Below are 23,126 nucleotides of genomic sequence, written 5' to 3'. Positions count from 1 at the left end.
CGAGGACGCGGCCGCGGATATCGGCGGCGTGTGCGCTGATGAAGGTCTCGACGTATACGCGGTCGATCGGCGTTCCGCGCTCGAAGCCCCAGTTCGGGTCGATCGGCGTGACGCGGCGGAGGTCGCCCAGATCGACCGGGCGCCGGCGGCGCCAGTCGACGTACGCGCGTCGCACCGGACGCAGGCGGGTCCGCACCGAAGCGGGCACGAATCGTCGCCAGCCGGCCAAGACAGCGGATCATACGGCGCGTGGGGTCAGGCTTTAGCCTGACCTCGGTTTGACGTCGCAACCCGAGATCGGGGTCAGGCTGAAGCCTGACCCCAGCCGAGCCAAGCGGATCGTCGTCCTCTCGCCGCACCTCGACGACGCCGTCCTCTCCCTGGGCGCCGCGATCGCGTCGTGGGCGCGCGACGGCGCGCGGGTGGAGATCCTCACCGTGTTCGCCTGCGACCCCGACTCGGATGCGCCCTCCCGCGGCTGGGACCGCCGCGGCGGCTTCGCGACGGAGGGCGAGGCAGCGCGCGCGCGGCGCGAGGAGGATCGGCGGGCGTGCGCGATCCTCGGGGCGGTCCCCGTCTGGCTCCCGTTCGGGAGCGTCGACTACGAGCGGCACGGGGACGAGGCGAGCGTCCGAGAGGCGGTCCGGGTCGCCGCCGACGGAGCGGACGAGCTGCTCGCCCCCGGCTACCCGCTCAGCCATCCCGACCACGAGTGGCTCGCGCGCGTGCTCGACGACCGGGGCGCGCTCGGCTGCGAGCGGCTCGGGCTCTACGCCGAGCAGCCGTATTCGCGCCGGGCCGGGGGAGGGCCACCCGCGTCGTTCGAGCCCGTCGCGGTGGGGCTGCGCGACCGGCTCGCGAAGTGGAAGGCGATTCGGCAGTACCGCTCGCAGCTCGCGCTGCTCGGTCTGAGCGGCCTGCGGCGGGGGCCGCACACGCTGCTCCGAAGCGAGCATGTCTCGTGGGTGCGATGACTACTCTCGGCGGGCGATGAAGCTCGTCATGACCCTCCTCGTCCGCGACGAGGCTGACATCGTCGACGAGCAGATCGCATTCCATCTGAACGCGGGCGTCGACTTCGTCGTCGCGACCGACAACCGCTCCGAGGACGGGACGACCGAGATCCTCGAGCGCCACGCCCGCGAGGGGCATCTTCATCTCATCCGGGAGCCGGGAGACGACCTGCGCCAGACGGAGTGGGTCACGCGCATGGCACAGCTCGCGGCGACCGAGCACGAGGCCGACTGGGTGCTCAACACCGATGCCGACGAGTTCTGGTGGCCGCAGGGATCGGGGCTGAAGGAGGTGCTCTCGGCCGTGCCGCCGCGGTACGGCGTCGTCCGCGGCGCGTGGCGCAACTTCGTCCCGCGCCTCGACGACGACCGCCCGTTCTTCGAGCGGATGACCGTGCGGCTCGGCACCCCCGCCTTCCATCACCACCCCCTCAGCACCCACTCGAAGTCGGCTCATCGCGGAGTCCCGGACGTCCGTATCGGAAGAGGGAACCACGAGGCGTTCGGCGACGGCTTGCTTCCGCTGCGCGGGTGGTACCCGATCGAGATCCTCCACTTCCCGGTGCGCTCGCTCGAGCACTGCGTGCGGAAGTACGTGACGCAGTTCGTCGCGCTCGAGAAGAACGCGGAGAAGGGGATCCCGAATCACATGGGCGACGCGTACCGCGCCTGGAAGGCAGGCCGGCTCGAGGAGTTCTACGCACCGCTCGTGGTCGACGACGACGCGCTCGCACGAGGACTCCGCGACGGAACGCTCGCGTCGGACACCCGGCTGCGGCACGTCCTGCGTAGGCTCACGTCGGGGTCGCGTGAAAGCGACTTCGGCCGGCCGGACGTCACCGCCGGCGCGGCGTATGCGGCCGAGTCGAGCGCGCTCGACGAGTCCGACTTCGCCCTCGCTCTCGGTGCGCGCATCGAGGACCTCGAAAGCAGGGTGGGGGCGCTCGAGCGCGGGACGCTCACCCGCGTGCGCGGTGCCGTCCGGAGCCTCCGCTCGTGAGGCGCGCCTGGGATCGCCTCGACGCATTCGTCCCGACGCGGAAGGCGGCGGTCGTCCTCTTCCTGCTCGCGGTCGTCGGCTTCTGGTTCGACGCGCTCGGCTGGCCGCTTGCGAAAGGGCGGGACACCTGGGACTACCTCGCCTTCTACCTCCAGCTCTTCGACTCGGACCCCCCGCTCGACTTCCTCCAGGTGTTCCGGACGCCGCTCACCCCGATCGTCCTCGGAGTCCCCATGGATCTCGGCGGGAGCGCGCTCCTCGAGGCCGTGCTCAGCGTTCTCTATGCGACCTCGATCGTCGCGTGGAGCGCGACGGCTCTCACATTCGGGAGGCTCCCCGCGCTCCTCTCCGCTGCGCTGCTGATCGTCTACCCGCCCTACGCGACGCTCTTCCACCAGGCCTCGAGCGACGCGGTCTTCGCCACCGGGCTCGCCCTCTGGGCATTGCTTCTCGCCCGGACGTACCAACGGCCCTCGACCGCGAGGTTCGCCGCGCTCGGCGCCGGCATCGCCGTGCTCGTGCTCATCCGGCCGGCCAACCAGGCCCTGCTGCCCGCGATCCTCGTGCCCCTGTTGGTGCCGGTCGCGTGGAAGCGGCGGTTCCGGTGGTCGTTGGTCTGTCTCTTGACGGCGCTCCTGCCTCTCGCGATCTGGGCGACGCACAACTCCGTCCGCTACGACGAGCCGACCGTCGCGCGCGGCGGGGGCGCGTGGGTGCCGTTCCTACGGGTCTTCCTCGCGGATGGGACGATCTCGCCCGAGAACGGCGCGGCCTCGCGGCGCCTCGCGGAGCTGATCGAGCGGGAGGTGCTTGCCAAGGATCCGCACGCGCGCCTCGACGTGCCCCTCGACGCGTACCTGTCACACGGCTCGAACTACGAGGTCGTGCGCCTGATCGCCCTTTCCGACCGCGTGTACGGACGGCACGAGAACTACGGCGTCCTCTTCGAATCTGCGGTCGAAGCTATCCGCGAGCACCCGGGCACGTACTTCCGAGGTGTTGCCGACACGTTCTGGGAGTTCCTCGTGCAGGCGCCGCTGCGCGAGGAAGTCGTGCGGCGCGAGCAGACAGCTCCCGAGCCGCCGTCCCCGACCGTCGAGGCGGACGGGGTCGTCTTCCCGAACCCGCAGGCGTACGTCCTCGTCGAGGGCGTGCCGTACGGGTTCGTCTGGTGCGCGTCCGACTACATCGACTCGTGCGTTCTCGGAGAGCCCTCGCTCGTCTGGCCCGACGCGGAGCGGCAGGAGCGGTATCGCGAGATCGTGCGGCAGGTGCGCGCCTGGGACGCGGAGCTGCCGGCTCGGGACGGCGTCGACGTCGTCACGGAGCTCCTGAACCGTGTCACCCCCCGGTTCCCGAGACCGCCGTTCTGGATCGCGCTCGGCGTCGCCGGTCTCGCCTTCCGGCGCCCGAGGGGCTGGAGGACGATCGTCACCCTCTGGGCCTGCGCGGGTCTCGTGCTCCTGGTTCACGCGGCGTCCCAGGGCGTCGCGCCTGAGTTCGCGCTCCCGCTCTATCCCGCCTTCATCGTGACGGGTCTCGGCGCGATCGCCGGGGAGCGGCGCGAGCGCGAATGAGGCCCGCGGTCCTCGATGCGGGCTAGCATCGACCACGTGAACGCCAGCAAGCTCGAGGTCTCGGACGCCCCTACGCCCATAGCGCCGCCGGCGGTGGAGCAGGAAGCTCGATCCGACCGGACGTTCGTCATCAAGCCCTCGTCGCGTTGGCCGCGTCTCGACGTGGCCGAGCTCTGGCACTACCGCGAGCTGCTCCAGACCCTGGTCTGGCGCGACGTCGTCGTCCGTTACAAGCAGACCTTCCTCGGGGTCGCCTGGGCGATTCTCGTGCCGGCGTTCACGGCACTCATCTACATCATCGTCTTCGGCAAGTTCGCGGACTTCCCCGACGGAGGACTGCACTACGCCGTGCTCGTCGTCGCCGGAGTGCTGCCGATGCAGTACTTCGTCTCGTCGCTGATGAACTCGAGCATGAGCCTCGCGAACAACCTCGCACTCGTGACCAAGGTCTATTTTCCGCGGGTTCTGCTGCCGCTCGCTGCTGTGATCGTGCCGATGGTTGACCTCATTGTCGGTCTGCCTGTGCTCGTCGTCGTGATGTGGGTCTACGAGAGCTGGCCGCACGGATGGGAGATCCTCCTCGCACCCGCGTTTCTATCCCTCGCGCTCCTCACCGCGCTCGGGGCAGGGTTCTTCCTCTCCGCACTCAACGTCCGGTATCGCGACGTGCGTTACGTGATCCCCGTGCTCCTGCCGGTGCTGCCGCTCGTCTCGGGTGTCATCTACGAGGTGCAGGAGCTGCCCACGAAGTGGCAGTGGGTGCTCTCGCTCAACCCGATGACCACGGTTGTGAGCGGCTGGCGGTGGTGCGTGGTCGATGCGGTCCAACCGGACTTGGCACAGTCGGCCGTCGGAGTGAGCGTGGCCCTGGCGATGTTCTTCGTCGGCCTGACCGTCTTCCGCTCCACCGAGCCGAAGTTCGCGGACACGATCTGATGGCCGTCGCAGTCCACGTCGACGGGCTCTGGAAGCGCTACCGCATCGGAGAGCTGCAGGCTGCGTACGGGACACTGCGGGAGTCGATGTCGCACGTCGCAAAGCGCCTAACGGGGCAGGAGCACCACCGCGGGTACGACGAGATCTGGGCGCTGGAGGACGTCTCGTTCGCGCTCGAGGAGGGCAAGACGCTCGGCGTGATCGGGCGCAACGGCGCCGGGAAGTCGACGCTCCTCAAGATCCTGACTCGGATCACGACGCCGACTGCGGGCCGCGCCGAGATCCGGGGCCGGGTGGGGAGCCTGCTCGAGGTGGGGACCGGATTTCACCCCGAGCTGACGGGGCGCGAGAACGTCTACCTGAACGGGGCCATCCTGGGGATGAAGCGCCGGGAGATCCGCGCGAAACTGCCCGAGATCGCCGAGTTCTCGGGCGTCGAGAAGTTCCTCGACACGCCGGTCAAGCGCTACTCGAGCGGGATGCACGTGCGACTGGCCTTCTCCGTCGCTGCGCACTTCGAGCCGGAGATCCTGCTCGTCGACGAGGTGCTCAGCGTCGGGGATGCCGAGTTCCAGGCCCGCTGCCTGGGCCGGATGGAGGACATCGGCGCGACGGGCCGCACGGTGGTGTTCGTGTCGCATCAGATGCAGGCGGTGGCGCAGCTCTGCGACCGAGCGCTCCTGCTCGAGGACGGCCGTATCGCCATGGACGGGCCGAGCAACGAAGTGGTTGCCCGCTACCTGCAGACCGTCGCCGGCACGAGCTCGAGCCGAAGCTGGGAGGACGGAAGCGCGCCCGGGGACGACCTCGTACGGCTCCGTTCGGTGCGTATCACTCGGGCGAACGGAGAGACCGCCGACTTCGTGGACGTTCGCGAGCCTGTCGGGATCGAGCTCGCCTTCAGCGTCCTTCGCGACGGCCCACCGGTTCTTCCCAAGATCAAGCTCGCGGGAGGGAGCCAGATCATCTTCAACGCGATGGACGTCGACCAGCGCTGGCGCGACCCCTCGCCGCCGGGTGACTACGTCGCGACGGCGTGGATCCCTGCCAACTTCCTGAACGAGGGCCTCGTCACAGTCGACGCGGCGGTGTGCTCGATCGACTCGCCCAAGCTCAACCACCACGTCAGCGTCTACGAGGCGGCGTCATTCCACGTGCAGGACCCGCTGGAGGGCGATTCGTCGCGCGGGACGTTCACCGGGCAATGGCGTGGAGTCGTGCGACCGCTCCTCGACTGGACCGTCGAACCGCGCACATGACCTGTCCTGCTCAGTGAGCACGTCTTCGTACCCGTCGCCGGGAGCCGTAGCCACGAAGAGCGTCGCCTACTACCTCCGCGTCCTGCGCGTCATCGGCGCGATCGACTTCAAGGCCAAGTACTCCGATGCCGCTCTCGGGTACGTCTGGTCGCTCGTGAAGCCGCTCGCGTATTTCGGTGTGCTCTGGCTCGTCTTCGCCCACCTCTTGATGACCGCGAACCAGACGGAGGACTTCACGCTCTTCCTTCTGATCGGGATCCTGCTCTTCCTGTTCTTCGTCGATGCCGTGACGGCCATGCTCCCCTCCATCGTCCAGGGCGGCGCGACCCTGCGTCGACTGTCGTTTCCGCCGGTCATGATCCCGCTCGCGGCCTCCGTTGCGATCGGCATCACCTTCTGCATGAACGTGTCCGCGTTCGCCGTCTTCGCGGCGATCCAGGGGCTCGACCCGCGGATCGAGTGGCTGCTCGTCGTCCCGCTGCTCGCCGAGCTCTACGTGTTCACGATCGCCTTGGGCCTGCTGCTCAGCGCGCTCTACGTCCGCTTTCGTGACGTCGGCCAGGTGTGGGAGCTCGTGGCGCAGCTCCTGTTCTTCGCCTCTGCGATCTTCTACCCGATCGGCATCCTTCCCGACTGGGCGCAGAAGGTCGCCTTTCTCAATCCCTTCGTCCAGGTCATGCAGGACATTCGCCACGTCGTGCTCGGGGGCGCGAGCGGCCCCAACGATCTGACGGTGTCGGAGGTCTTTGCCGGCGCGGGCGGGCGACTCATCCCCCTCTCCATCGTCGCGCTCGTCTTCGTCGCGGCTCTCGTCTTCTTCAGACGGGAGGGCCGCTACTTCGCCGAGAGGCTCTGATGACGCAGGCGATCGAGGTCATCGGAGTCTCCAAGTCATTCCGGATCCCGCACGAGCAGCGGATGTTCTTCAAGGAGTACTTCACGCATCCGTTCCGCCGCACGACCTACGAACGGAACGACGCGCTGAAAGACGTCACGTTCTCCGTCGAAGAGGGCGAGTTCTTCGGCGTCATCGGGCCCAACGGGAGCGGCAAGAGCACGCTGCTCCGGATCCTCGCTGGCATCTACGTCCCCGATTCCGGTGTTGTTCGCGTGGGCGGGTTGCTCTCGCCGTTCATCGAGCTCGGCGTCGGCTTCAACCCGGAGCTCACCGCCCGCGACAACATCCGCATGAATGGCACCCTCGCCGGCCTCACCAAGCGCCAGCTCGAAGAGAGGTTCGACGACATCCTCGCCTTCTCCGAGCTCGAGCGCTTCGTCGACCAGAAGCTGAAGAACTATTCCTCGGGAATGCTCGTGCGCCTCGCGTACTCGATCGCAATCCAGATACCGTTCGACGTCCTACTCCTCGACGAAGTGCTGGCCGTCGGCGACGAGGCGTTCCAGGAGAAGTGCTTCGCGACGTTCGAGCGGTTCAAGGAGGAGCGGAAGACGATTGTCCTGGTGACCCACGATCTCATCCTCGCCAGTCGGTTTTGCGACCGCGCGTTGCTGCTTGAAAATGGCGTCGTCCAGATGGTCGGAGATCCTGATGCTGTCAGCCGGCTCTACCACGACCGTTTGGCGGTCAGGTAGGGCCGGGCGACGGGCCGATCGTGATCGACCGGGCTCATCGCGATCTCGGCAGCAGTCCGGTCGCGGGTGACCGGCCTGCGTTCTCATACCGCTCTAGGGGCATGCGACCGGAACCGTCGCTCTCGGTGGTGACTCCATACACCGGCGACAGAGGCCTGTTCATCGAGACTGCTCGCTCGCTGCGCGCGCAGTCGTTCCAAGACTGGGAGTGGCTGATTGCCGTCGACGCATCGTGCGGCGACGATGTCCACCGCTTGGTCGACGAATGCGACCTGGGGTCCAGGATGCGTGTGATCGACAACCCTCACGCCGCGTTGCGACAGGCACGGTCTGCGTTCGTCCTGCACCTTCCGGCCGGCGATCTCCTGGAACCGACGGCCGCTGAGAAGTGGCTGTGGTTCCTCACCAGCCATCATGCATATGACTGCGTGGAAAGCTACCGCGTGTCCATTCCGGATGAAGCGCTCGTTCAGAGCGGGAATCCCGGCGACCTCGATGTCCGTGCCGGTCTGGGCAGCTGGGCCGGCGTCGTTCGGCGCGACGCGCTGAGAAAGACGCATGCGCGCCGCGCGACCCTTCCGGAGTACCTGCACTGGTCGCGCGTCACCCACCGTGCGGCTGGGTCGCCATCGACACCCGGCAACCGGAGGGCCAGGCGCAGCCAGACAACACGCCGCATCGAGCTTAGCTCGAAGCCGTTCGAAAACAAGCTCGGAAAGACAAGACCCCGACTCCTCATGGTCGTTCCGTTTGTCACGACGGGGGGCGCCGACAAATTCAGCGTCGATGTCGTCTCTCAACTGAGGCAGCGCGACTGGGAGACGACCGTCGTGACGACGCTTCGCAGCGAAAATCCATGGCTCCCACGGATCGCCCGCTTGACACCGGACGTGTTCAGCCTTCCGCTCCTCTTGGAACCGAACGACTATCCGCGTTTCCTGAGCTACCTCATCGGCTCACGGCAGCCGGACGCAGTGCTGATCTCGAACTCCATGTTCGCGTACACCGCCTTGCCATACCTCCGGCGGGTAGCGCGGGGAGTCGCAATCGTCGACTACTGCCACTCCGTCGTCGAGGGGTGGCTCGATGGCGGCTATCCGCGACTCAGCGTCGACAGGCGGGAGTGCCTCGATCTTCAGATCACGTCCTCGACCGCGCTGAAGGAGTGGATGATGGAGCGGGGCGCCGAACCCGACCGAATCGAGGTCTGTTACATCGGGACGACACCGCGGCATGACAACGGGCGATCTTCTCGTGCGGAACTCGGCTTGCCAGAGCAAAAGCCGATCATCCTCTATCCGTGTCGACTGACGGGCGAGAAGCAGCCTGCAGTCTTCGCGAGGACCCTGAATGAGCTGCGCAGCCGAGGACACGCGTTCCAGGCAATCGTTGTCGGCGACGGGCCGTACCTCGGTTGGTTGGAGGCGTTCGCCGGCAGGCACGGCTTGGACATCCGGTTCCTTGGCTACCAGCCGAACGAACGCGTTCGCGAGCTGATGTCCGTCGCCGACTGTGTTTTTCTTCCGTCCAAATACGAGGGAATCTCCGCCGTGTTCTACGAAGCGATGGCCGAGGGCGTGCCAGTGGTCGGGGCCGACGTCGGTGGCCAGCGGGAGCTCGTGGCTCCGGGCTGCGGAGTTCTCATCCCGCCCGGCAGCGAGGACGAGGAAGTGCTTCGCTACACGGAGATCCTTGCCGGGCTCATTGAGGATCCGGGCGCCCGCCGTGCGATGGGCGACGCCGCACGGGCGAGAATCGAAAGCGACTTCACCACGGAGCGGATGGGAGACCGGATGGAGGCGCTACTGGGGCGCGCCATCGAGGTTGCCGCATCGACGCCGCGCGTACCCCCCACCTCACGCGCGGCGCGAGATTCGGCGCACGAAGCCGTCCGCACGGCTCGTTGGGACTCGTCCGCGGGCTCGTCGTTCGGACCGATCTCGTGGCGTCTCCGGCACATTGTCTACAGGGTGCTCAACGCCGTGGGAATGCCCGTTTACCGCTTCGGACTGAGGCTCGGCTTGCACTGGCTGGAGCCGCTGAAGGACCGGGTCTTCCACGCGCTCTTCCCCCGGAGCTGAATCGTCGCGGTGCGCTTCGACCTCGTTCTCGCGACAGTCGGAAGAACGCAGGACGTTGTGCGCTTTCTCAGGGCTCTGGAGGCGCAGTCATATCGCGATTTCCGTCTGCTCGTCGTCGACCAGAACTCCGACGAGCGACTCGCCCCGGTACTCGTGGGGTTCGAGAAGGCGTTCGAGATCGTCCGCCTACGCTCGCAGCCGGGCTTGAGCCGAGCTCGCAACGCCGCGTTCGCGCACCTCGCGGCCGATATCGTCGCGTTCCCCGACGACGATTGCTGGTATCCGCGGGATCTACTGCAGCGCGTCGCAGACTTCTTCGCGGCGCATCCGAAATGGGACGGTCTCGGGGTGCGTCCCGTCGACGAGCTCGGGCGGCAGTCCGCCGGGCGCGCGGACACCGAGGCCGGCGCGATGACCGCCTACAACCTCTGGGGTCGCGTGGGCTCGTACACCCTCTTCCTGCGGCGCCCGGTGCTCGACGAGGTAGGTCCGTTCGACGAGACGCTCGGTGTGGGCACGAGCACGCCGTGGCGCGCGGGCGAAGACCTGGACTACGTGGCGCGTGCCGTGAACGCGGGCCGTCGCGTCTTCTACGACCCTTCGCTGCACGTGCACCACCCTCAGAAGCGCGAGCACACGTCCCGTCCTGACGTTCGGCAGGGGTACGAGTACGGCGCGGGTTTCGGCCGCGCCCTCAGGAAGAACCGCCTGCCCTGGTGGTTCGCGACCTATTGCGTCGTTCGCTCGTGTGGCGCATCGCTCTTGAACCTGCTCGCCGGGCGGCCGGCCCGGGCGCGCTTCTACCTCGCGGTTGCGAGAGGCCGCGTTTGCGGCTGGCTGGGCGTGCGCACGGAGGCATAGCGGGACGTGTCAGGCGTCGGTCGTGCCAAACGTGACCCGGTGCCCCGTGACGACTGTGTGGCTGCGGAGGGCGACGACGCCAGCGATCAAGTACGGGAAGAAGTTCACCGCATGCAGGACGACCGCGCACGCCAGGGCCTGAGAGTCGTCGATCGAGTACGGTTGAAGAGCGGCGATCGTCGCGGCTTCGAACACGCCCAGTCCTGCGGGGAGGGACGGGATCACGAGCACCAGGTTGGTCGCGACAACGGCGACGACTGCGCCGGCGAAGCCGACCTCGAGGCCGAACCCCTCGAACACGCAGAGGTACGAGATGGCTACCACGAGCCATGACAGGACGGTCAGCAGGAAGCCGCCGGCCGCGAGCGACGGGCGATGCAACGCGCGGAGCCCCATCGACAGGCGCTCGGCTGCTGCGTCGATTCGTTGTCGCGTCACACCGGGGAAGATCGCGAGGGGCGCGAGCCCCCGCCTGAGAAGGCTGTCGCCGAAGATGACGAGCACGACGATCATGACAGCGAGACCAACCGAGAACAGCAGCGCGAAGATCGCGGCCGCCCGGATCCAGCTGACCTCCGGGACGAAGAACCAGGCGGCGAACAGGAGCACGAAGAGAGCGAGGACGTCGAAGACGCGCTCGACGATCGCAGTGCCTGCCGCTTCGGCGCGGGACGTCCCCGCTTCCCGACCGAGGGCCACGACGCGAGCGGCCTCGCCGGCTCGAAAGGGCAGGATCTGGTTGAAGAACAGGCCGATGAGAAGCGAACGCAGCGCCGCGCTGAACGGTGGGCGCGACTGCGGCACGAACACCAGGCGCCAGCGCTGCGCCCGCAGGACCACCGCCGCCGCCAGGCAGGCGAGCGCCGGAATGAGCCAGAGATACTTCATCTCGCGGATGCTCGAGACGAAGAGGTCAAGCTGGACATCGCGGATCGCCGCCGCCGCGAAGAGCGCCGAGACAGCGGTTCCCGCAACGAGGAGTGCTGCGTGTCGGCGGCGCATCGCCATTCGAGCCGGAGCGTAGTGGACCTACAGCGCACACTCGATCGGCAGGAGCGCGCCTGGCAGGAGCGACCGCTCGTGCGTCGCGAGTACGCAGGCTTCTACCACCGGATCGTCGGCCGGCTGAGCCGTGTCCCGGGGCCGACCGTCGAGCTCGGCTCGGGGATCGGGAAGTTCAAGGCGTTCAAGCCGGACGCCGTCATGACGGACGTCGAGCCCACTCGTTGGGCTGAGGCGGTCGTAGACGCGGAAGCCTTGCCTTACGAGGACGGCACGATCGCGAACCTCGTGCTGCTCGACGTCTTCCACCACGTGCCCGACCCTGCGCGTTTCCTCGACGAGGCGGCGCGCGTCTTGCGGCTCGGCGGGCGGGTCGTCATCGTCGACCCGTACTGCTCGCCGCTATCCACGCCCGTGTACCGGCGGTTCCACCACGAGCGGACCGACCTGGCTGCACTCGCCTTTGAGCGCGACGCGCAGACGGGCGCCACGGCGCTCGACTCCAACCAGGCCCGCGCGACGCTCGTCTTCTACCGCCACCGGGACCAATACCTGCGCCGCTGGCCGAGCCTCCCGATCGTCGCTGACGAGCGCTTTTCGTTCCTCGTCTATCCGCTCTCGGGAGGGTTCACCCGTCCCGCGTTGCTACCGGCGTTCCTGTACCGGCCGCTGTCTGTGCTCGAGCGGGCGCTTCGGCCCGCGGCTCAGCTGCTTGCGTTTCGCTGCCTGGTGGTGCTCGAGCGGCGCTGATCGCCGCGAGGGCGCCGGAAGATCTGGACGCGGAACTTCGAGTACGCGAAGAGCGTCATGCGCAGCAGTAGGAGGCCGTGGCGGAAGCGGCTGATGTTCGTCGTTCCGTACGTACGCGCGCCGTAGCGCACGGGTAGATCGACGATCTTGAGGTTCAGGCGCGCCGCGCCGAAGAGCAGGTCGAAGTCGCCGAAGGGATCGAACTCCCCGAAGAAGGAGCGTCCGGCCGCGATCGCGCCGTAATCGTCGCGGTGGAGCACCTTCGTCCCGCACAGCGTGTCCTTGACGTGCTGGCCGGTGATCGCGCGGAAAAGGAGCGAGAACGCCTTGTTCCCGAGCATGTTCAGGAACCGCATCGATCCGCGCTCCATGTCGTAGACCAGCCGCGACCCGTTGATCAGCTCGCCGCGGTTCGCGACGAGTGCGTCGTAGAACTTCGGCAGGTCTTCCGGCTGCACCGTGAGATCGCCGTCGAGGATCATGAGCACGTCGTGCTTCGCCGCCGCGAACCCCATGCGGACGGCGTCGCCCTTTCCCTTCCCCGGCTGCGTCAGCAGCGAGATGTCCAGTTCGGGATGCTCGTCGATCTCGCGCTCGATGGTGGCTCGCGTGTCGTCGGTCGAGCCACCTTCGACGAAGATCAGCTCCGTCGAGGTGCCCATCGAGGTCAGGCGTTCGACGATCTGCGGGATGTGGCCGGCTTCGTTCCGGCACGCGCAGACCACCGACACTCCGAGCTCGCCGAGAGGCTCGGGCGACGGTCGCGCGACGATCCAGTAGCTGACGCACAGACGCGTGAACGGCCAGATGTTCGCCACGACCGTGTTGAGGAAGTGCGTGAGCAGCGGCACGGACTTCGGCACGAGGATCCGCGTGCTCGCCGACACGACCTCGAACCCCGCGAGCTCGAGCAGATTGCGGATGTCGCCCGGGGAGACCCAGTTGCGGATCGGCTTCCGTGGTTTGAGCCCCAGACGCTCGGCCAACCCGAGGAATGGACGCCACGCCGGGTTGTAGGAGTTGATCACGACGCGTGTGCGCGAGTGCGAGTGCTGGCGCACGTTCTCGAGCAGGCGCAGCAGGTCGTGCACGTACGGGAAGACGTCCGAGAGGACGACGTAGTCGAAGGTCTCGTCCAGCTTCGTGGTCTCGCCCGCGCCGAGCTCGAAGCGCAGGCCGGGGTAGCGGCTGTTCGCGAGCTCGACCATCGCCGGGCTGACGTCCACGCCGACGCCGACCGACGGCTGCAGTGCGGCGAGAAGGTCGCCCCCGCCCGACCCGATCTCGAGCACCTTCCGTCCCTCCGGCACCATGCTCCGGCAGATCCGCTCGACGAGCCGGTGATAGGTCGCGTTCCTGCGGCGCCAGCGCGCTTCGACCGGCGCGAACGCGTCGAAGTACGTTGCGACGTCCGCGTACTCGAGACCCGCGACCTCACTCGACGGATCGAGCTGCCGGCTCACTCTCGCACTCAGCATGCGCGCGTGATCGTAGCGACCGGACCTCCGGTCGGACCCCGGCGACCCCCCTCTCTACACTGGGCCGCGTGGCCGCCCGCAGCACGACGAACGATCCGTTCGCGTCCGGGCTCCCGCACCTCGCCGATCCGCATCGGGGCGCCGCGAGCACGAAGACCGTCGTCAGTGTCGCTCGCCGATGGCTCCCGCTCTGGCTCCCGGTCGCGCTCGTGGCGCCGTCGCTCGTTTGGATCGCGCTCGACCGGTCAATCTGGCCGTGGGATCCCGCCTGGTACGGCACGGTGTCCGTCGATCTCTGGGCGACGCTCAGTACGGATCCCGTCCACTGGCCGGGGTCGATGACTCACGCCTTCGGCCTGAAGCCGCCTGCCGTGGCGTGGCTGGGCCAGCTGTTCGTTCCCCTCGGCGAGACCCTCGGCGAGGACGCCCGCGCGCTCCTCCTCTCCATCGTGGTGTGCCAGGCGGCCTCGTTGAGCCTCGTGTACCTCGCCGTGCGCCGGCTGGACGGCACTCCGGCTGCGGTTCTGGCGACGCTCCTCGTCGGTGCCTCGCCGCTCTTCGTCTCGCTGAGCCATGAGTACTTCGCCGAGCCCGCACAGACCGTCGCCGTCACATGGCTACTGCTCATCCTCGCCGGCGCTGCGTACAGCCCGGCGTCCCTCACGCTCGCCCAGCTGCCGGGAGCAATCGCGTTGGGGATGCTCGCGAAGCTCTCTTCGCCGGCATACATGGCCCCGCTTGCCCTCGGCGCAGTGGTGCTTCTCGCACTTCACCGCAAGATGCTCCCGCAGCAACGACGCAGGCGCGACCGGGTCGCAGTGTTCGGCTCGGGAGCTATCTCGCTGCTCCTCGTCCTCGGCGCCCTTGCGTGGTACCGGGTCAACCTCGACACGGCGCTGGACCACGCGCGTAATGCGTCGGCCGACACGGGCTTGTATGGAGTCGACCGCGGCTTCGTTCGCCAGTTTCCTGAATGGGTCGAGCGGTTGGGGAATGCTGCCTTCATTCCGTTTGCGTGGATCGTCGCGGGCGGTCTCGCGATCGTCGCTCTCGCCGCCGCAGGCCCGCGGATCCGGATTCGCGATCCTCGTGTGGTGACGTGTGCCGCTTGCGGGACGGCGGTGCTCGTCGTGCTCGCAGCTTTCGCGTCGCAGCCGAATCAGGAGATGCGATACCTCCTTCCGCTCGTTCCGCTGGTAGCGGTGCCGGTGGCGCTGGCTGTCGCGGTCAGTCGTCGCCGGACGCTCGTCGTGCTCGCCGGGGCCCTCGCCGTCGTCCAGTTCGCGGTCGTCACGCTGCAGAGCTTCGGCCATGCGCCCGGCGCGCTCCGTGCGTCGTACCCGGTCGACGAACCCGTCCGTGACGCACGCTTCGCCCGCGCGCTCGACGACGTCGTCACGCAGACGTGCACGGATGCTCAAGTCGGCCGCATCAGCATCGTCGGGGCCGACCATCCATGGCTCAACCACAACACCCTTACGTTCCTCGCCCACCGGCGCTTCGCCGGGAGGAGCGGACGCCTCTGCAACTACACCGCGCTCGGCTACGCGGAGCAGGACCCGGAGGCGGCATGGGACCGAGTGCGCGATACGGACCCGCCCTTCTACATCGCCATCGACTACGGCAACCCGAGCAACCCGCTTCCGGCGACCGAGGCTGCCGCCGTTGCTCGGGCGGACGCCTTCAACAGGGTGAACGTCGCGATCTTCGATCGCGTCGTGCGAAGTCCCGACTTCGAGCTCGTGCCGGGAAGCCGCAGCACCGGTCTCGTCATCTTCCGTGCTGTCAACGCCAGCCACTAGCATCGGCCGCTCCATGGACTACTGCCTGCCAAAGGGCTACCAGGCGCGCCTCGAGCCGGACGATCCAGTCCGTGAGGACGACGAGGGCTTCTGGCTGCCGGCCGTGTACCCGGAGTCGGCGTCACTCGCGACGCGACTCGGTGCGCGGTGCATAGTCGGTGTGGGCTGCGGCACTGGGAAGAGGCTTGCGGCGCTTCATCCGAGCTTCGAGATAATCGGCATCGACACCCCTTCGAACATAGCGGTCTGTCGGGAGCGCTACGACTTCGGCACCTGGGTCGAGATCGATCTCGAGAACGACGACTCCCTCGACGTTCCGGATCTCACGGGCGCGGTACTGGTCTGCGAGAACCTGTTGGAGCGTCTGGTAAACCCAGAAGAGCTGCTGGCCCTCGTCTCGGACGCCCTAGAGAAGGGCGCGGCGGCCTTCGTGCTCGCCACGCCTGATCGTGCCTTGAACAAGGACGGACACCTCGGGCCGCCTGCCAACCCTGCGCACGCGCGTGAGTGGACGGGCGCTGAGCTCGCGCACTTCATGGCTTCGATGGGCCTCAGGGGACACCTGGGGCTGACCCGCTCAAACGATCTGGCGCCGTTCATGCGAACGATTCTCGCCGTCGTTCCTGGCCTCTCGGCGGATCAGCGTGAGGTAGTCGATAGTTGGTGGTACGAGCGAACGCGGTGGCAGCGGATGGTCGAGGAGCAAGATCGCACGATCCTTCAACAGCACGCCTGGACCGGAGAGCTCCGGAGAATCTCGGACTGGTCCGCGCAGCAGCGCGACGCTTGGGAGGTCACCGCGCGAGAGAGAGAAGCTCAGCTCCTCGAACGCGACCGGCAAATCGCTGAGCTTCAGGCGGCGCTTGCGAGAGCTGTCGGTCAAGCCGGCACGCTCGAACAAACGTCGCTGCGGTGGGCGCTCCGCCTAGCACTACGCTTGGCGCGAGCGGCGGGTCGAGTCCGTCCGCGTCGCTCATGAACGTCGGGTGTAGTCGCTGCAGGCAAGTGTGATGTCGACGGTCGGTGTCACGGGCGCGACCGGATTCATGGGATCGCTTCTGGTCAGACGCCTCGCGGATCTTCAGGATTCAGAGGTTAGGGCGCTGACACGCACGATCGCGCCTGCTCTTCCACGAGATCCCCGGATCGAGTGGACGCAGGGCGATCTCTCCTCGTATCGGGACTGTGTGGCCTTCGTCGCCGGCCTCGACGCGGTCGTGCATCTCGCGCACACGAACACGCCGTATACGTCGAACCAGCATCTTCCGAGCGATGCGGCAATGAACATAGTTCCACTGCTCACGTTGATCCAGGCGATTCGTGACGCTGGGACGAGGCCGCATGTGATCTACGCGAGCACGGGTGGGGCCTTGTACCGCGTTGAAGGCCGGCGGCCGCTCACCGAGGCCAGCCCGGTCGAGCCAACGACGTCGTACGGGATCCAGAAGTTCATGGGTGAGCACTACCTCCGACTCGCGACGCACGAGGGCTGGATCACCGCAACCGTCCTCAGGATCGGCAACCCCTACGGCGTCCTCCTGCCACGGCAGAGACTTCAGGGTTTTATTGGCGTCGCGCTGTCGCAGATCCTGGAGGGCGGCCCGGTTCGGATCTTCGGCGATGCCGACAACGTGCGAGACTTCGTCCACCTCGACGACGTGATGCGGATGTTCGAGCTCGCGGTCGCACGTCGGGAAGGCTTCGACGTCTACAACGTCGGAAGCGGCGTGGGGAGATCGGTCCGCAGCGTGCTCGCACTTCTGCACGAGTTCTCCGGGGTCGACGCGGAGGTCATCTACGAGCCGCCGACGACCGACTCACGCCGCCTCCCTGCCTGGATCGTGCTCGACATAGGCAAAGCACGGCAAGAGCTCGGCTGGCGGCCAAAGGTCGAGTTCGAGACTGGTCTGCGGGCGATGTGCGAGCAAGCCGTGGCCGCTCTGTGAGCGTCACCGTCCTGCTTCCCATCTACAACGGGGCGCGAACGCTGCGCCAAGCGGTCGACTCGATCTTGCGCCAGGATGGCCCGGAGCTCGAGCTGCTCCTGGTCGACGATGCCTCAACGGACGGATCGGCCGCCATCGTCCGCGAGTACGCGCGGCGCGACGCTCGCGTGACGGCGGTCGTTCACGAGCGCAACGTCGGGCTCGCCGGAACTCTCAACGAGGGTCTCGAACGCGCGCGCTATGAGCTCGTCGCGCGGATCGATCAGGACGACGAGGCGCTTTCGCAGCGCTTGCGCGTGCAGGCGGAATTCCTCGGCGCGCATCCCGAGGTCGCGGTGGCCGGAAGCTGGGTTTTCCACATGGGTGCGCGTCCTGACCACGACCGGCTGATCCGTCTACCCACGGAACCCGAGGAAATCGCCGAGATCTTGCCCCGCGAGAACTGCCTTTACCACCCGTCGGTAATGCTCAGGCGAATCGTCGTACTGGAGGCAGGCGGGTATCGAGGCGAGTTCAAGAATGCCGAGGACTACGACCTGTGGCTGCGGCTGGCCCGCACGCACAAGCTCGCCAACGTGGGGCAGCCGTTGCTCCGATACCGCTTCTCGGTCGACGGCATGACCCTCAGCCGGAAGTGGGAGCAGCTCTACTATGTTCACCTTGCGCAAGCGGCCGGCGGCGACCCCGATGTGCCGTTCGACGAGGTCGAACGCCGCGCGCGCGCCACGCTCGCGGAGGTCGACCGCGGCTGGTTCCTGATGCAGGTCGCACAGGGAACGGTGAGGGAGCTCGTCGCGCTGCGGCAGTGGCGCGATGCAGTAGTAGTCGTGACCCGATTCGCCCCGGAGATCGGGTTTCGCAGATCGGCGTCATTGCTTGCAGACGTTGGACGATCGCGGGTTGGAAGCAGCAAGGTCGCGTGAACTGCATCGTCTTCTCTCGAGACCGTGCCATGCAGCTCGACGCGTTCCTCACGAGCGTCTCGTGCCATGGGAGCGAGCTCTTCACGAGTGTCGCGATCCTCTACCGGACCACCTCCGGTCGCCACGAGAAGGCGTATGCGGAGCTTCAGTCGGAGCACGCCGACGTGCGCTGGGTCCGTGAGGCGCGGTTCCGAGAGGATCTTCTCCGCCTGGTCGGTGAAGCAGCCATGACCGTGTTTCATACGGACGACGACGTCTATTTCCGGACGCCTGGCGCTTTCGAGCTACGTGACAACGACGTGTGCTTCAGCCTTCGCCTTGGGCTGAACGTCACGTATTCCTATTCTCTCGACGTGGAGCAGCGCCTAGTGGGCGCATCGGTGGTCGGTGATCGCGTCGCCTGGGACTGGCGCTCACAGGTCGCCGGGGAATTCAGCTACCCACTCGCCGTCAACGGACACGTCTTTCGCACCGACGAAGTTAGCGATTGGCTGGCGCGTGCTGAGTTTACGAACCCGAACACCCTTGAGTCGGCCCTGCAGTACTTCAATCCGGACGCAGGCCCGAGAATGGCGTCGTTCCGACACAGCGTCGTTGTCAGCATTCCGGCCAACCTCGTAAACGAGACGAACGTCAATCGGCACGGCGACCTCGGTACCGCGGATGCGCTGAACGACCGCTTTCTTGCCGGCGAGCGGATTGATGTGCGGAAGATGGATTTCTCAGCCGTCCGATCACCGCATCAGGAGATCTCGTTCGTCTTTTCCCCGGCGGCCTGATAGTGGAAATCGCCTCCGAGCATCGCTAATCATGTTCACAAGGCCGGACTCCACTTTCGACCTCCCCCCGGAAACCGTGGGATATGTGCTGCGTGACGAAGCGGGCCCCCTGCACCGGATCGCGAAGATGATCCCGAGTGGTAGCTCAGTCCTCGACGTTGGTGCCGGCAGCGGACTCCTGCCTCGCGTCTTGCACGCGATGAACAGAGAGGTCGTCATAGACGGCGTCGAGCCAAACGAGCATGCGGCGGCAATTGCCGCCCCCCACTATCGTCATCTCTACCAATCCCGAGCCGAGGATCTGCCCCAGCCGCTGCCGAACCGCTACGACTTCGTCGTCTTGGCCGACGTGATCGAGCACGTCGCCGACCCACTCGCTTTCCTCCGCCGCTTGACCGACGGCCTACCTCGCGAAACGAGGATTGTGATCGACACGCCGAACGTAGCGTTTGGAGCCGTGCGGCTGGCACTACTGAAAGGCCGTTTCGACTACGTCGATTCCGGGATTCTCGAGCGGACGCATCTGCGCTTCTTCACGCTTTCCACGCTTGAGCAACTCATCGCCGAGCTTGGGATGAACGTCGAGAGCCTCTACCTGCTACAGCGGGATCTCCTCAAGACGGAAATGCCGCTGCATCACATTCAGACTGATGGCCGGCTGATGCTCCGGCTGCTGCGTGACGAGCTGGCTTCCACATACCAGTTCTTGTTCGTCTTGACGCGCGAGGACGTCGCTACTGAGCGTAGGACGTTCGGTGAGCGGTTGACGCCCGGTGAGTACTTGCGGTGGCGGCTCGCCCGGGTCAAGACGAGGCTCCGGTGACTCCTAAGGTCTCCGTTTGCATTCCCGCGTTCGAGCAACCGGAGTACTTCCGGCGTGCACTCGATTCGGTGACCGAGCAGACGTTCTCGAGTTACGAGATCGTCGTGACGGATGACTCCCGCAACGATTCGATCGAGCGCATCGTCGAGCAGCAGCGCCGGCCGGGAGGGATTCGCTACCGCCGGAACCGCGACCGGAGGGGTTCGCCGGAAAACTGGAACGACGCGATCGGGCTCGCTCGAGGCGAGTACGTCAAGCTCCTCCACCACGACGACTGGTTCGCAGACCGGCACGCGCTCGGAGAGTTCGTCGCCCTCCTCGACGACAACCCGCGTGCGGCGTTCGGGTTCAGCGCCTCTAACGCCTGTGGAGCCGACGGGGCTCTTCTGTTTGTCCATCGTCCCAGCGACGACCGTCTGGAAGAGATTCGCCGTCGTCCGACCGTTCTCTTGCTCGGGAATTGGATCGGATCCCCTAGCGCCACGATCCATCGTCGGTCGGCTGGGCTGCTCTTCGACCAAAGGCTTCGTTGGGTCGTCGACATCGATTTCTACGTCAGGATTCTCGACGGCGGCTGTTTCGCGTTCACTCCCAGAGCGCTCGTAAACGTCACTACCGGTGCGTCACACCAGGTCACGCGCGAGGCGGAGAGCGATCCTCAGGTCGACCTCTTCGAGTGGTTCTATCTCTATCGAAAGCACCGGCGTGGCCCGCCGCGCTACCGCGAGCTCGTCTTTCTCGGGAATCTGCTCGAAAAGTATGGTGTTCGCTCGAGCAGCGACGTTCCGCCCGACGTCGTCCCGCAACGGCGATTGCTGTCCCTGCTTATCCACCTGCGAAGGCGCCGCCTAATTCACTGAGCAGCGTAGACGTCTCCGAACGTGTCGATGCTCCTTGGCGTCGAATCGAGGAAACGGAACATCTCGTCGACGCCGGCCCAATCGTCGAGCGCAAACCTGAGCGACTCGCCGTACGAAAAGTTGAAGCGGGTCATTCCGAGACTTGCGAGGTGCTCGACCGCAGCCAGCCGTGAGTCCAACCGCTCAAACGTGAATTCGAACGCGAGCGCCGGAACCGGCCGTGAGAGCCCGCGTACGACCTCGAGCTCGTATCCCTCGACGTCGATCTTGCAGAAGTCGGGCACACCGAATTCTCGAATGAGATCGTCGAGTGTCGTCATCCTCACGACCTCGCGCTCGTCCCATGCGAAGTCGGCGAAGCGACCGCTCTCCTGCACGGCCTCGACCCACTCCGGCGAGAGGCTCGAGAGTGTGTGGTAACTGGCCACGAGCAACTCGGCCTCGCCCGGCGCTGGTCCCAACGCCGCTTCCACGAGGTGGATGCGCCCGCCGAAGCGGCGACGAAGCATGGCCGCGCAGCTCGCCTGCGGCTCGACGGCAACGACGCGCGCGCCGAGAGCGACGAACAGGTCGGTCCGCTCACCCACGTTCGCGCCGATGTCGAAGCACAGCCCGGCGGGCGGTACGAGGGCGCGGTAGAAACGCAACGCCGCGGCTCGACGGCGACGCGCACCGGCCGCCTCGAGAGCCGAGCGAAGACCCACGCGGGCACGGTGCCAGGATCGCCGGCTGCGGTCAACCTCCCTAACATGCCCGCGGGCCGATGAACCCCCTCAGCACGCTCAGGCGACGCGCACGGCAACTCCACGGCCCTCTGCGCCGGTGGGCCGCCCCGCTCTTGCCGGCACACCAAAGCCTTGCGACGGTACGCGAGTACCGGCATTTCCTCGAATCTTGGCGCGCCTACTCGCGCCTTCCTGGAGCCGAGCCGCTGCGGTTCGAGGATGGCTATCCATGTCTCTTCGACCGCACCCCCACGACGCCCTACGATCCGCACTACTTCCACCAGGCCGTCTGGGCCGCCGAGCGGATCGCAGCTCATCAGCCGGAGGAGCACGTCGATGTCGGGTCCGAGATCACGTTCGTCGGCATGCTCTCCGTGATCGTCCCAGTAGCGTTCGTCGACATTCGGCCTTTTCCCGTGGCGCTGGCCAACCTCCATCCCCTCGCTGGCGATCTGCTGCGAGGACTTCCATTCGCCGACAGGTCGATACCGTCGCTGTCCTGTCTCCACGTGGCGGAGCACGTCGGCCTCGGCCGGTACGGGGATGACCTCGCCGTCGACGGGACAAAGCGCGCGTGCGCTGAGCTCCAGCGCATCCTCGCGAACAAGGGGCGACTGTACTTCTCCGTGCCGGTTGGACGGCCGCGCGTCTGCTTCAACGCGCACCGGATTCACGCGCCACGGCAGATCCTCGGCTACTTCCCGGAACTCGAGCTGGAGGAGTTCTCCCTGATCGGGGACGACTATCGACTGGTTCATGACGCGGCGGTCGATGCAGCCGGGGACCTCGACTACGGCTGTGGGCTCTTCGCCTTTCGCCGGCCGCGATGAGCGCGCTCACGGCGACGCCCGCACGCGTCGCCATAGAATGCGACGCTTCGTGGTCAGCCCGACGCTACAGCACGGGAGCGAGGTCGTCGCGAGGCGCCTGTACCTCGATCTGCTCAAGCGGACACTGACCCGCCTGGCGTTCGAGGACGAGACATTGATCCCCGGGGATCCGCACGGGCAACCGCAGGCGTTCGATCGTGATCTTCGCGCACGCGGACGAGACTGGCCGGCGCACGCCGAGACCATGATCGGCCTCGAGCGACTCGACAACATCGAGCACGCCGTCGCGACCGTCATCCGCGAGCAGGTGCCGGGCGACCTGATCGAAACCGGTGTGTGGCGCGGGGGTGCGGTCATCTTCATGCGGGCAATTCTCGCCAGCTACGGCGACACCTCGCGCGTGGTCTGGGCGGCCGACTCGTTCGAGGGGGTGCCCAAGCCCGATGCGGAACGTTTCCCAGCGGACGCTGCAGACACGCATTGGACCTTTCACGAGCTGGCCGTAAGCCTCGAGGAAGTGAAAGCGAACTTCGCGCGTTACGGGCTTCTCGACGAGCAAGTTCGCTTTCTGCCAGGCTGGTTTCGCGACACGCTTCCGACGGCGCCGTTCGAGCGGCTCGCCGTCCTGCGCCTCGACGGCGACCTGTACGAGTCCACGATCGTGGCGCTCGAGTGCGCTCTATCCTAAGGTCTGCGCCGGAGGGTTCGTAATCGTTGATGACTACGCGTTGCCAGGGTGCGGCGCGGCCGTCGACGACTATCGCGCCGAGCACGCGATTTCGGAGCCGCTGCAGGAGATCGACTGGACCGGTGTCTACTGGCGCCGCAGCCACTAGACCGAAGTTCCTCCCTGAGCGTGGCCGGATTCGGCTTGCCTGCGGCCGTGGT

22 protein-coding genes and 1 pseudogene are annotated in these 23,126 nt (G+C 66.8%); 19 read left to right on the top strand and 4 right to left on the bottom strand.

Annotated elements, in window-relative coordinates:
• Positions 1–229 (bottom strand): methyltransferase (locus tag WEB06_13530; GenBank protein MEX2556633.1); only part of this gene is annotated, 229 nt, incomplete at its 3' end.
• 49 nt (positions 230–278) lie between these two features.
• Between WEB06_13530 and WEB06_13525 the strand changes: the two genes are divergently transcribed.
• From WEB06_13525 to WEB06_13485, 9 genes are all read left to right on the top strand, one after another.
• The gene (locus WEB06_13525; GenBank protein ID MEX2556632.1) at positions 279–974 is read left to right on the top strand and encodes a PIG-L family deacetylase; all 696 of its coding nucleotides are present in this window, start codon (positions 279–281) and stop codon (positions 972–974) included.
• A gap of 28 nt (positions 975–1,002) precedes the next feature.
• Positions 1,003–2,013: a glycosyltransferase family 2 protein gene (locus WEB06_13520; protein ID MEX2556631.1), complete on the top strand. Its 1,011-nt coding sequence runs from the start codon at positions 1,003–1,005 to the stop codon at positions 2,011–2,013.
• Positions 2,010–3,590 carry a glycosyltransferase family 39 protein gene (locus tag WEB06_13515; GenBank protein MEX2556630.1) on the top strand — a complete coding sequence of 527 codons (1,581 nt, stop codon included), beginning with the start codon at positions 2,010–2,012 and terminating at the stop codon, positions 3,588–3,590. Before WEB06_13520 ends, WEB06_13515 begins: the two co-directional genes overlap by 4 nt.
• 36 nt (positions 3,591–3,626) lie before the next feature.
• Positions 3,627–4,526 (top strand): ABC transporter permease, encoded by a 900-nt coding sequence (locus WEB06_13510; protein MEX2556629.1) that lies wholly within the window; start codon positions 3,627–3,629, stop codon positions 4,524–4,526.
• Positions 4,526–5,785 (top strand): ABC transporter ATP-binding protein, encoded by a 1,260-nt coding sequence (locus tag WEB06_13505; protein ID MEX2556628.1) that lies wholly within the window; start codon positions 4,526–4,528, stop codon positions 5,783–5,785. The genes WEB06_13510 and WEB06_13505 overlap by 1 nt, the downstream gene beginning before the upstream one ends.
• Positions 5,786–5,798: 13 nt before the next feature.
• A complete protein-coding gene (locus tag WEB06_13500) occupies positions 5,799–6,641 on the top strand; it encodes an ABC transporter permease (GenBank protein MEX2556627.1) in 843 nt (280 codons plus the stop codon).
• Positions 6,641–7,378: an ABC transporter ATP-binding protein gene (locus tag WEB06_13495; GenBank protein ID MEX2556626.1), complete on the top strand. Its 738-nt coding sequence runs from the start codon at positions 6,641–6,643 to the stop codon at positions 7,376–7,378. The genes WEB06_13500 and WEB06_13495 overlap by 1 nt, the downstream gene beginning before the upstream one ends.
• A gap of 101 nt (positions 7,379–7,479) precedes the next feature.
• Entirely contained in the window at positions 7,480–9,459 is a 1,980-nt protein-coding gene (locus WEB06_13490) for a glycosyltransferase (protein ID MEX2556625.1), read from the top strand.
• Positions 9,460–9,468: 9 nt separating this feature from the next.
• Positions 9,469–10,320, top strand: a complete 852-nt coding sequence (locus tag WEB06_13485; protein ID MEX2556624.1) for a glycosyltransferase family A protein — start codon at positions 9,469–9,471, stop codon at positions 10,318–10,320.
• Positions 10,321–10,329: 9 nt separating this feature from the next.
• On the opposite strand, the gene WEB06_13480 is transcribed toward WEB06_13485, so the two are convergent.
• Positions 10,330–11,328 (bottom strand): lysylphosphatidylglycerol synthase transmembrane domain-containing protein, encoded by a 999-nt coding sequence (locus tag WEB06_13480; protein ID MEX2556623.1) that lies wholly within the window; start codon positions 11,326–11,328, stop codon positions 10,330–10,332.
• A 15-nt stretch (positions 11,329–11,343) separates the two neighbouring features.
• On the opposite strand from WEB06_13480, the gene WEB06_13475 reads away from it, so the two are divergent.
• Complete coding sequence (locus WEB06_13475) at positions 11,344–12,072, top strand: methyltransferase domain-containing protein (protein MEX2556622.1); 729 nt, start codon at positions 11,344–11,346, stop codon at positions 12,070–12,072.
• On the opposite strand, the gene WEB06_13470 is transcribed toward WEB06_13475, so the two are convergent.
• A complete protein-coding gene (locus WEB06_13470) occupies positions 12,027–13,550 on the bottom strand; it encodes a glycosyltransferase (protein MEX2556621.1) in 1,524 nt (507 codons plus the stop codon). The two genes, WEB06_13475 and WEB06_13470, sit on opposite strands and share 46 nt — an antisense overlap.
• A 68-nt stretch (positions 13,551–13,618) precedes the next feature.
• Between WEB06_13470 and WEB06_13465 the strand changes: the two genes are divergently transcribed.
• From WEB06_13465 to WEB06_13435, 7 genes are all read left to right on the top strand, one after another.
• Positions 13,619–15,352 carry a glycosyltransferase family 39 protein gene (locus WEB06_13465; GenBank protein MEX2556620.1) on the top strand — a complete coding sequence of 578 codons (1,734 nt, stop codon included), beginning with the start codon at positions 13,619–13,621 and terminating at the stop codon, positions 15,350–15,352.
• A gap of 13 nt (positions 15,353–15,365) precedes the next feature.
• Positions 15,366–16,331 carry a class I SAM-dependent methyltransferase gene (locus WEB06_13460; protein ID MEX2556619.1) on the top strand — a complete coding sequence of 322 codons (966 nt, stop codon included), beginning with the start codon at positions 15,366–15,368 and terminating at the stop codon, positions 16,329–16,331.
• A gap of 31 nt (positions 16,332–16,362) precedes the next feature.
• The gene (locus WEB06_13455) at positions 16,363–17,298 is read left to right on the top strand and encodes an NAD-dependent epimerase/dehydratase family protein (protein MEX2556618.1); all 936 of its coding nucleotides are present in this window, start codon (positions 16,363–16,365) and stop codon (positions 17,296–17,298) included.
• Entirely contained in the window at positions 17,295–18,221 is a 927-nt protein-coding gene (locus WEB06_13450; protein MEX2556617.1) for a glycosyltransferase, read from the top strand. Before WEB06_13455 ends, WEB06_13450 begins: the two co-directional genes overlap by 4 nt.
• Before the next feature lie 164 nt (positions 18,222–18,385).
• Entirely contained in the window at positions 18,386–19,000 is a 615-nt protein-coding gene (locus WEB06_13445) for a hypothetical protein (protein ID MEX2556616.1), read from the top strand.
• A gap of 31 nt (positions 19,001–19,031) precedes the next feature.
• A complete protein-coding gene (locus WEB06_13440; protein ID MEX2556615.1) occupies positions 19,032–19,823 on the top strand; it encodes a class I SAM-dependent methyltransferase in 792 nt (263 codons plus the stop codon).
• Entirely contained in the window at positions 19,820–20,683 is an 864-nt protein-coding gene (locus WEB06_13435; protein ID MEX2556614.1) for a glycosyltransferase, read from the top strand. The genes WEB06_13440 and WEB06_13435 overlap by 4 nt, the downstream gene beginning before the upstream one ends.
• On the opposite strand, the gene WEB06_13430 is transcribed toward WEB06_13435, so the two are convergent.
• The gene (locus tag WEB06_13430) at positions 20,677–21,387 is read right to left on the bottom strand and encodes an FkbM family methyltransferase (GenBank protein ID MEX2556613.1); all 711 of its coding nucleotides are present in this window, start codon (positions 21,385–21,387) and stop codon (positions 20,677–20,679) included. The two genes, WEB06_13435 and WEB06_13430, sit on opposite strands and share 7 nt — an antisense overlap.
• A gap of 59 nt (positions 21,388–21,446) precedes the next feature.
• Between WEB06_13430 and WEB06_13425 the strand changes: the two genes are divergently transcribed.
• Both WEB06_13425 and WEB06_13420 read left to right on the top strand, forming a co-directional pair.
• Positions 21,447–22,238, top strand: coding sequence for a DUF268 domain-containing protein (locus tag WEB06_13425; protein ID MEX2556612.1), 792 nt, complete (start codon positions 21,447–21,449; stop codon positions 22,236–22,238).
• 37 nt (positions 22,239–22,275) lie between these two features.
• Positions 22,276–23,074: pseudogene (locus WEB06_13420) on the top strand (TylF/MycF family methyltransferase).
• Positions 23,075–23,126: the final 52 nt, after the last annotated feature.

Source organism: Actinomycetota bacterium (assembly GCA_040905475.1).
GTDB lineage: Bacteria > Actinomycetota > AC-67 > AC-67 > AC-67 > DATFGK01.
Note: the sequence above shows the minus strand (reverse complement) of the source record. Positions and strands in the feature narration are given on the sequence as shown.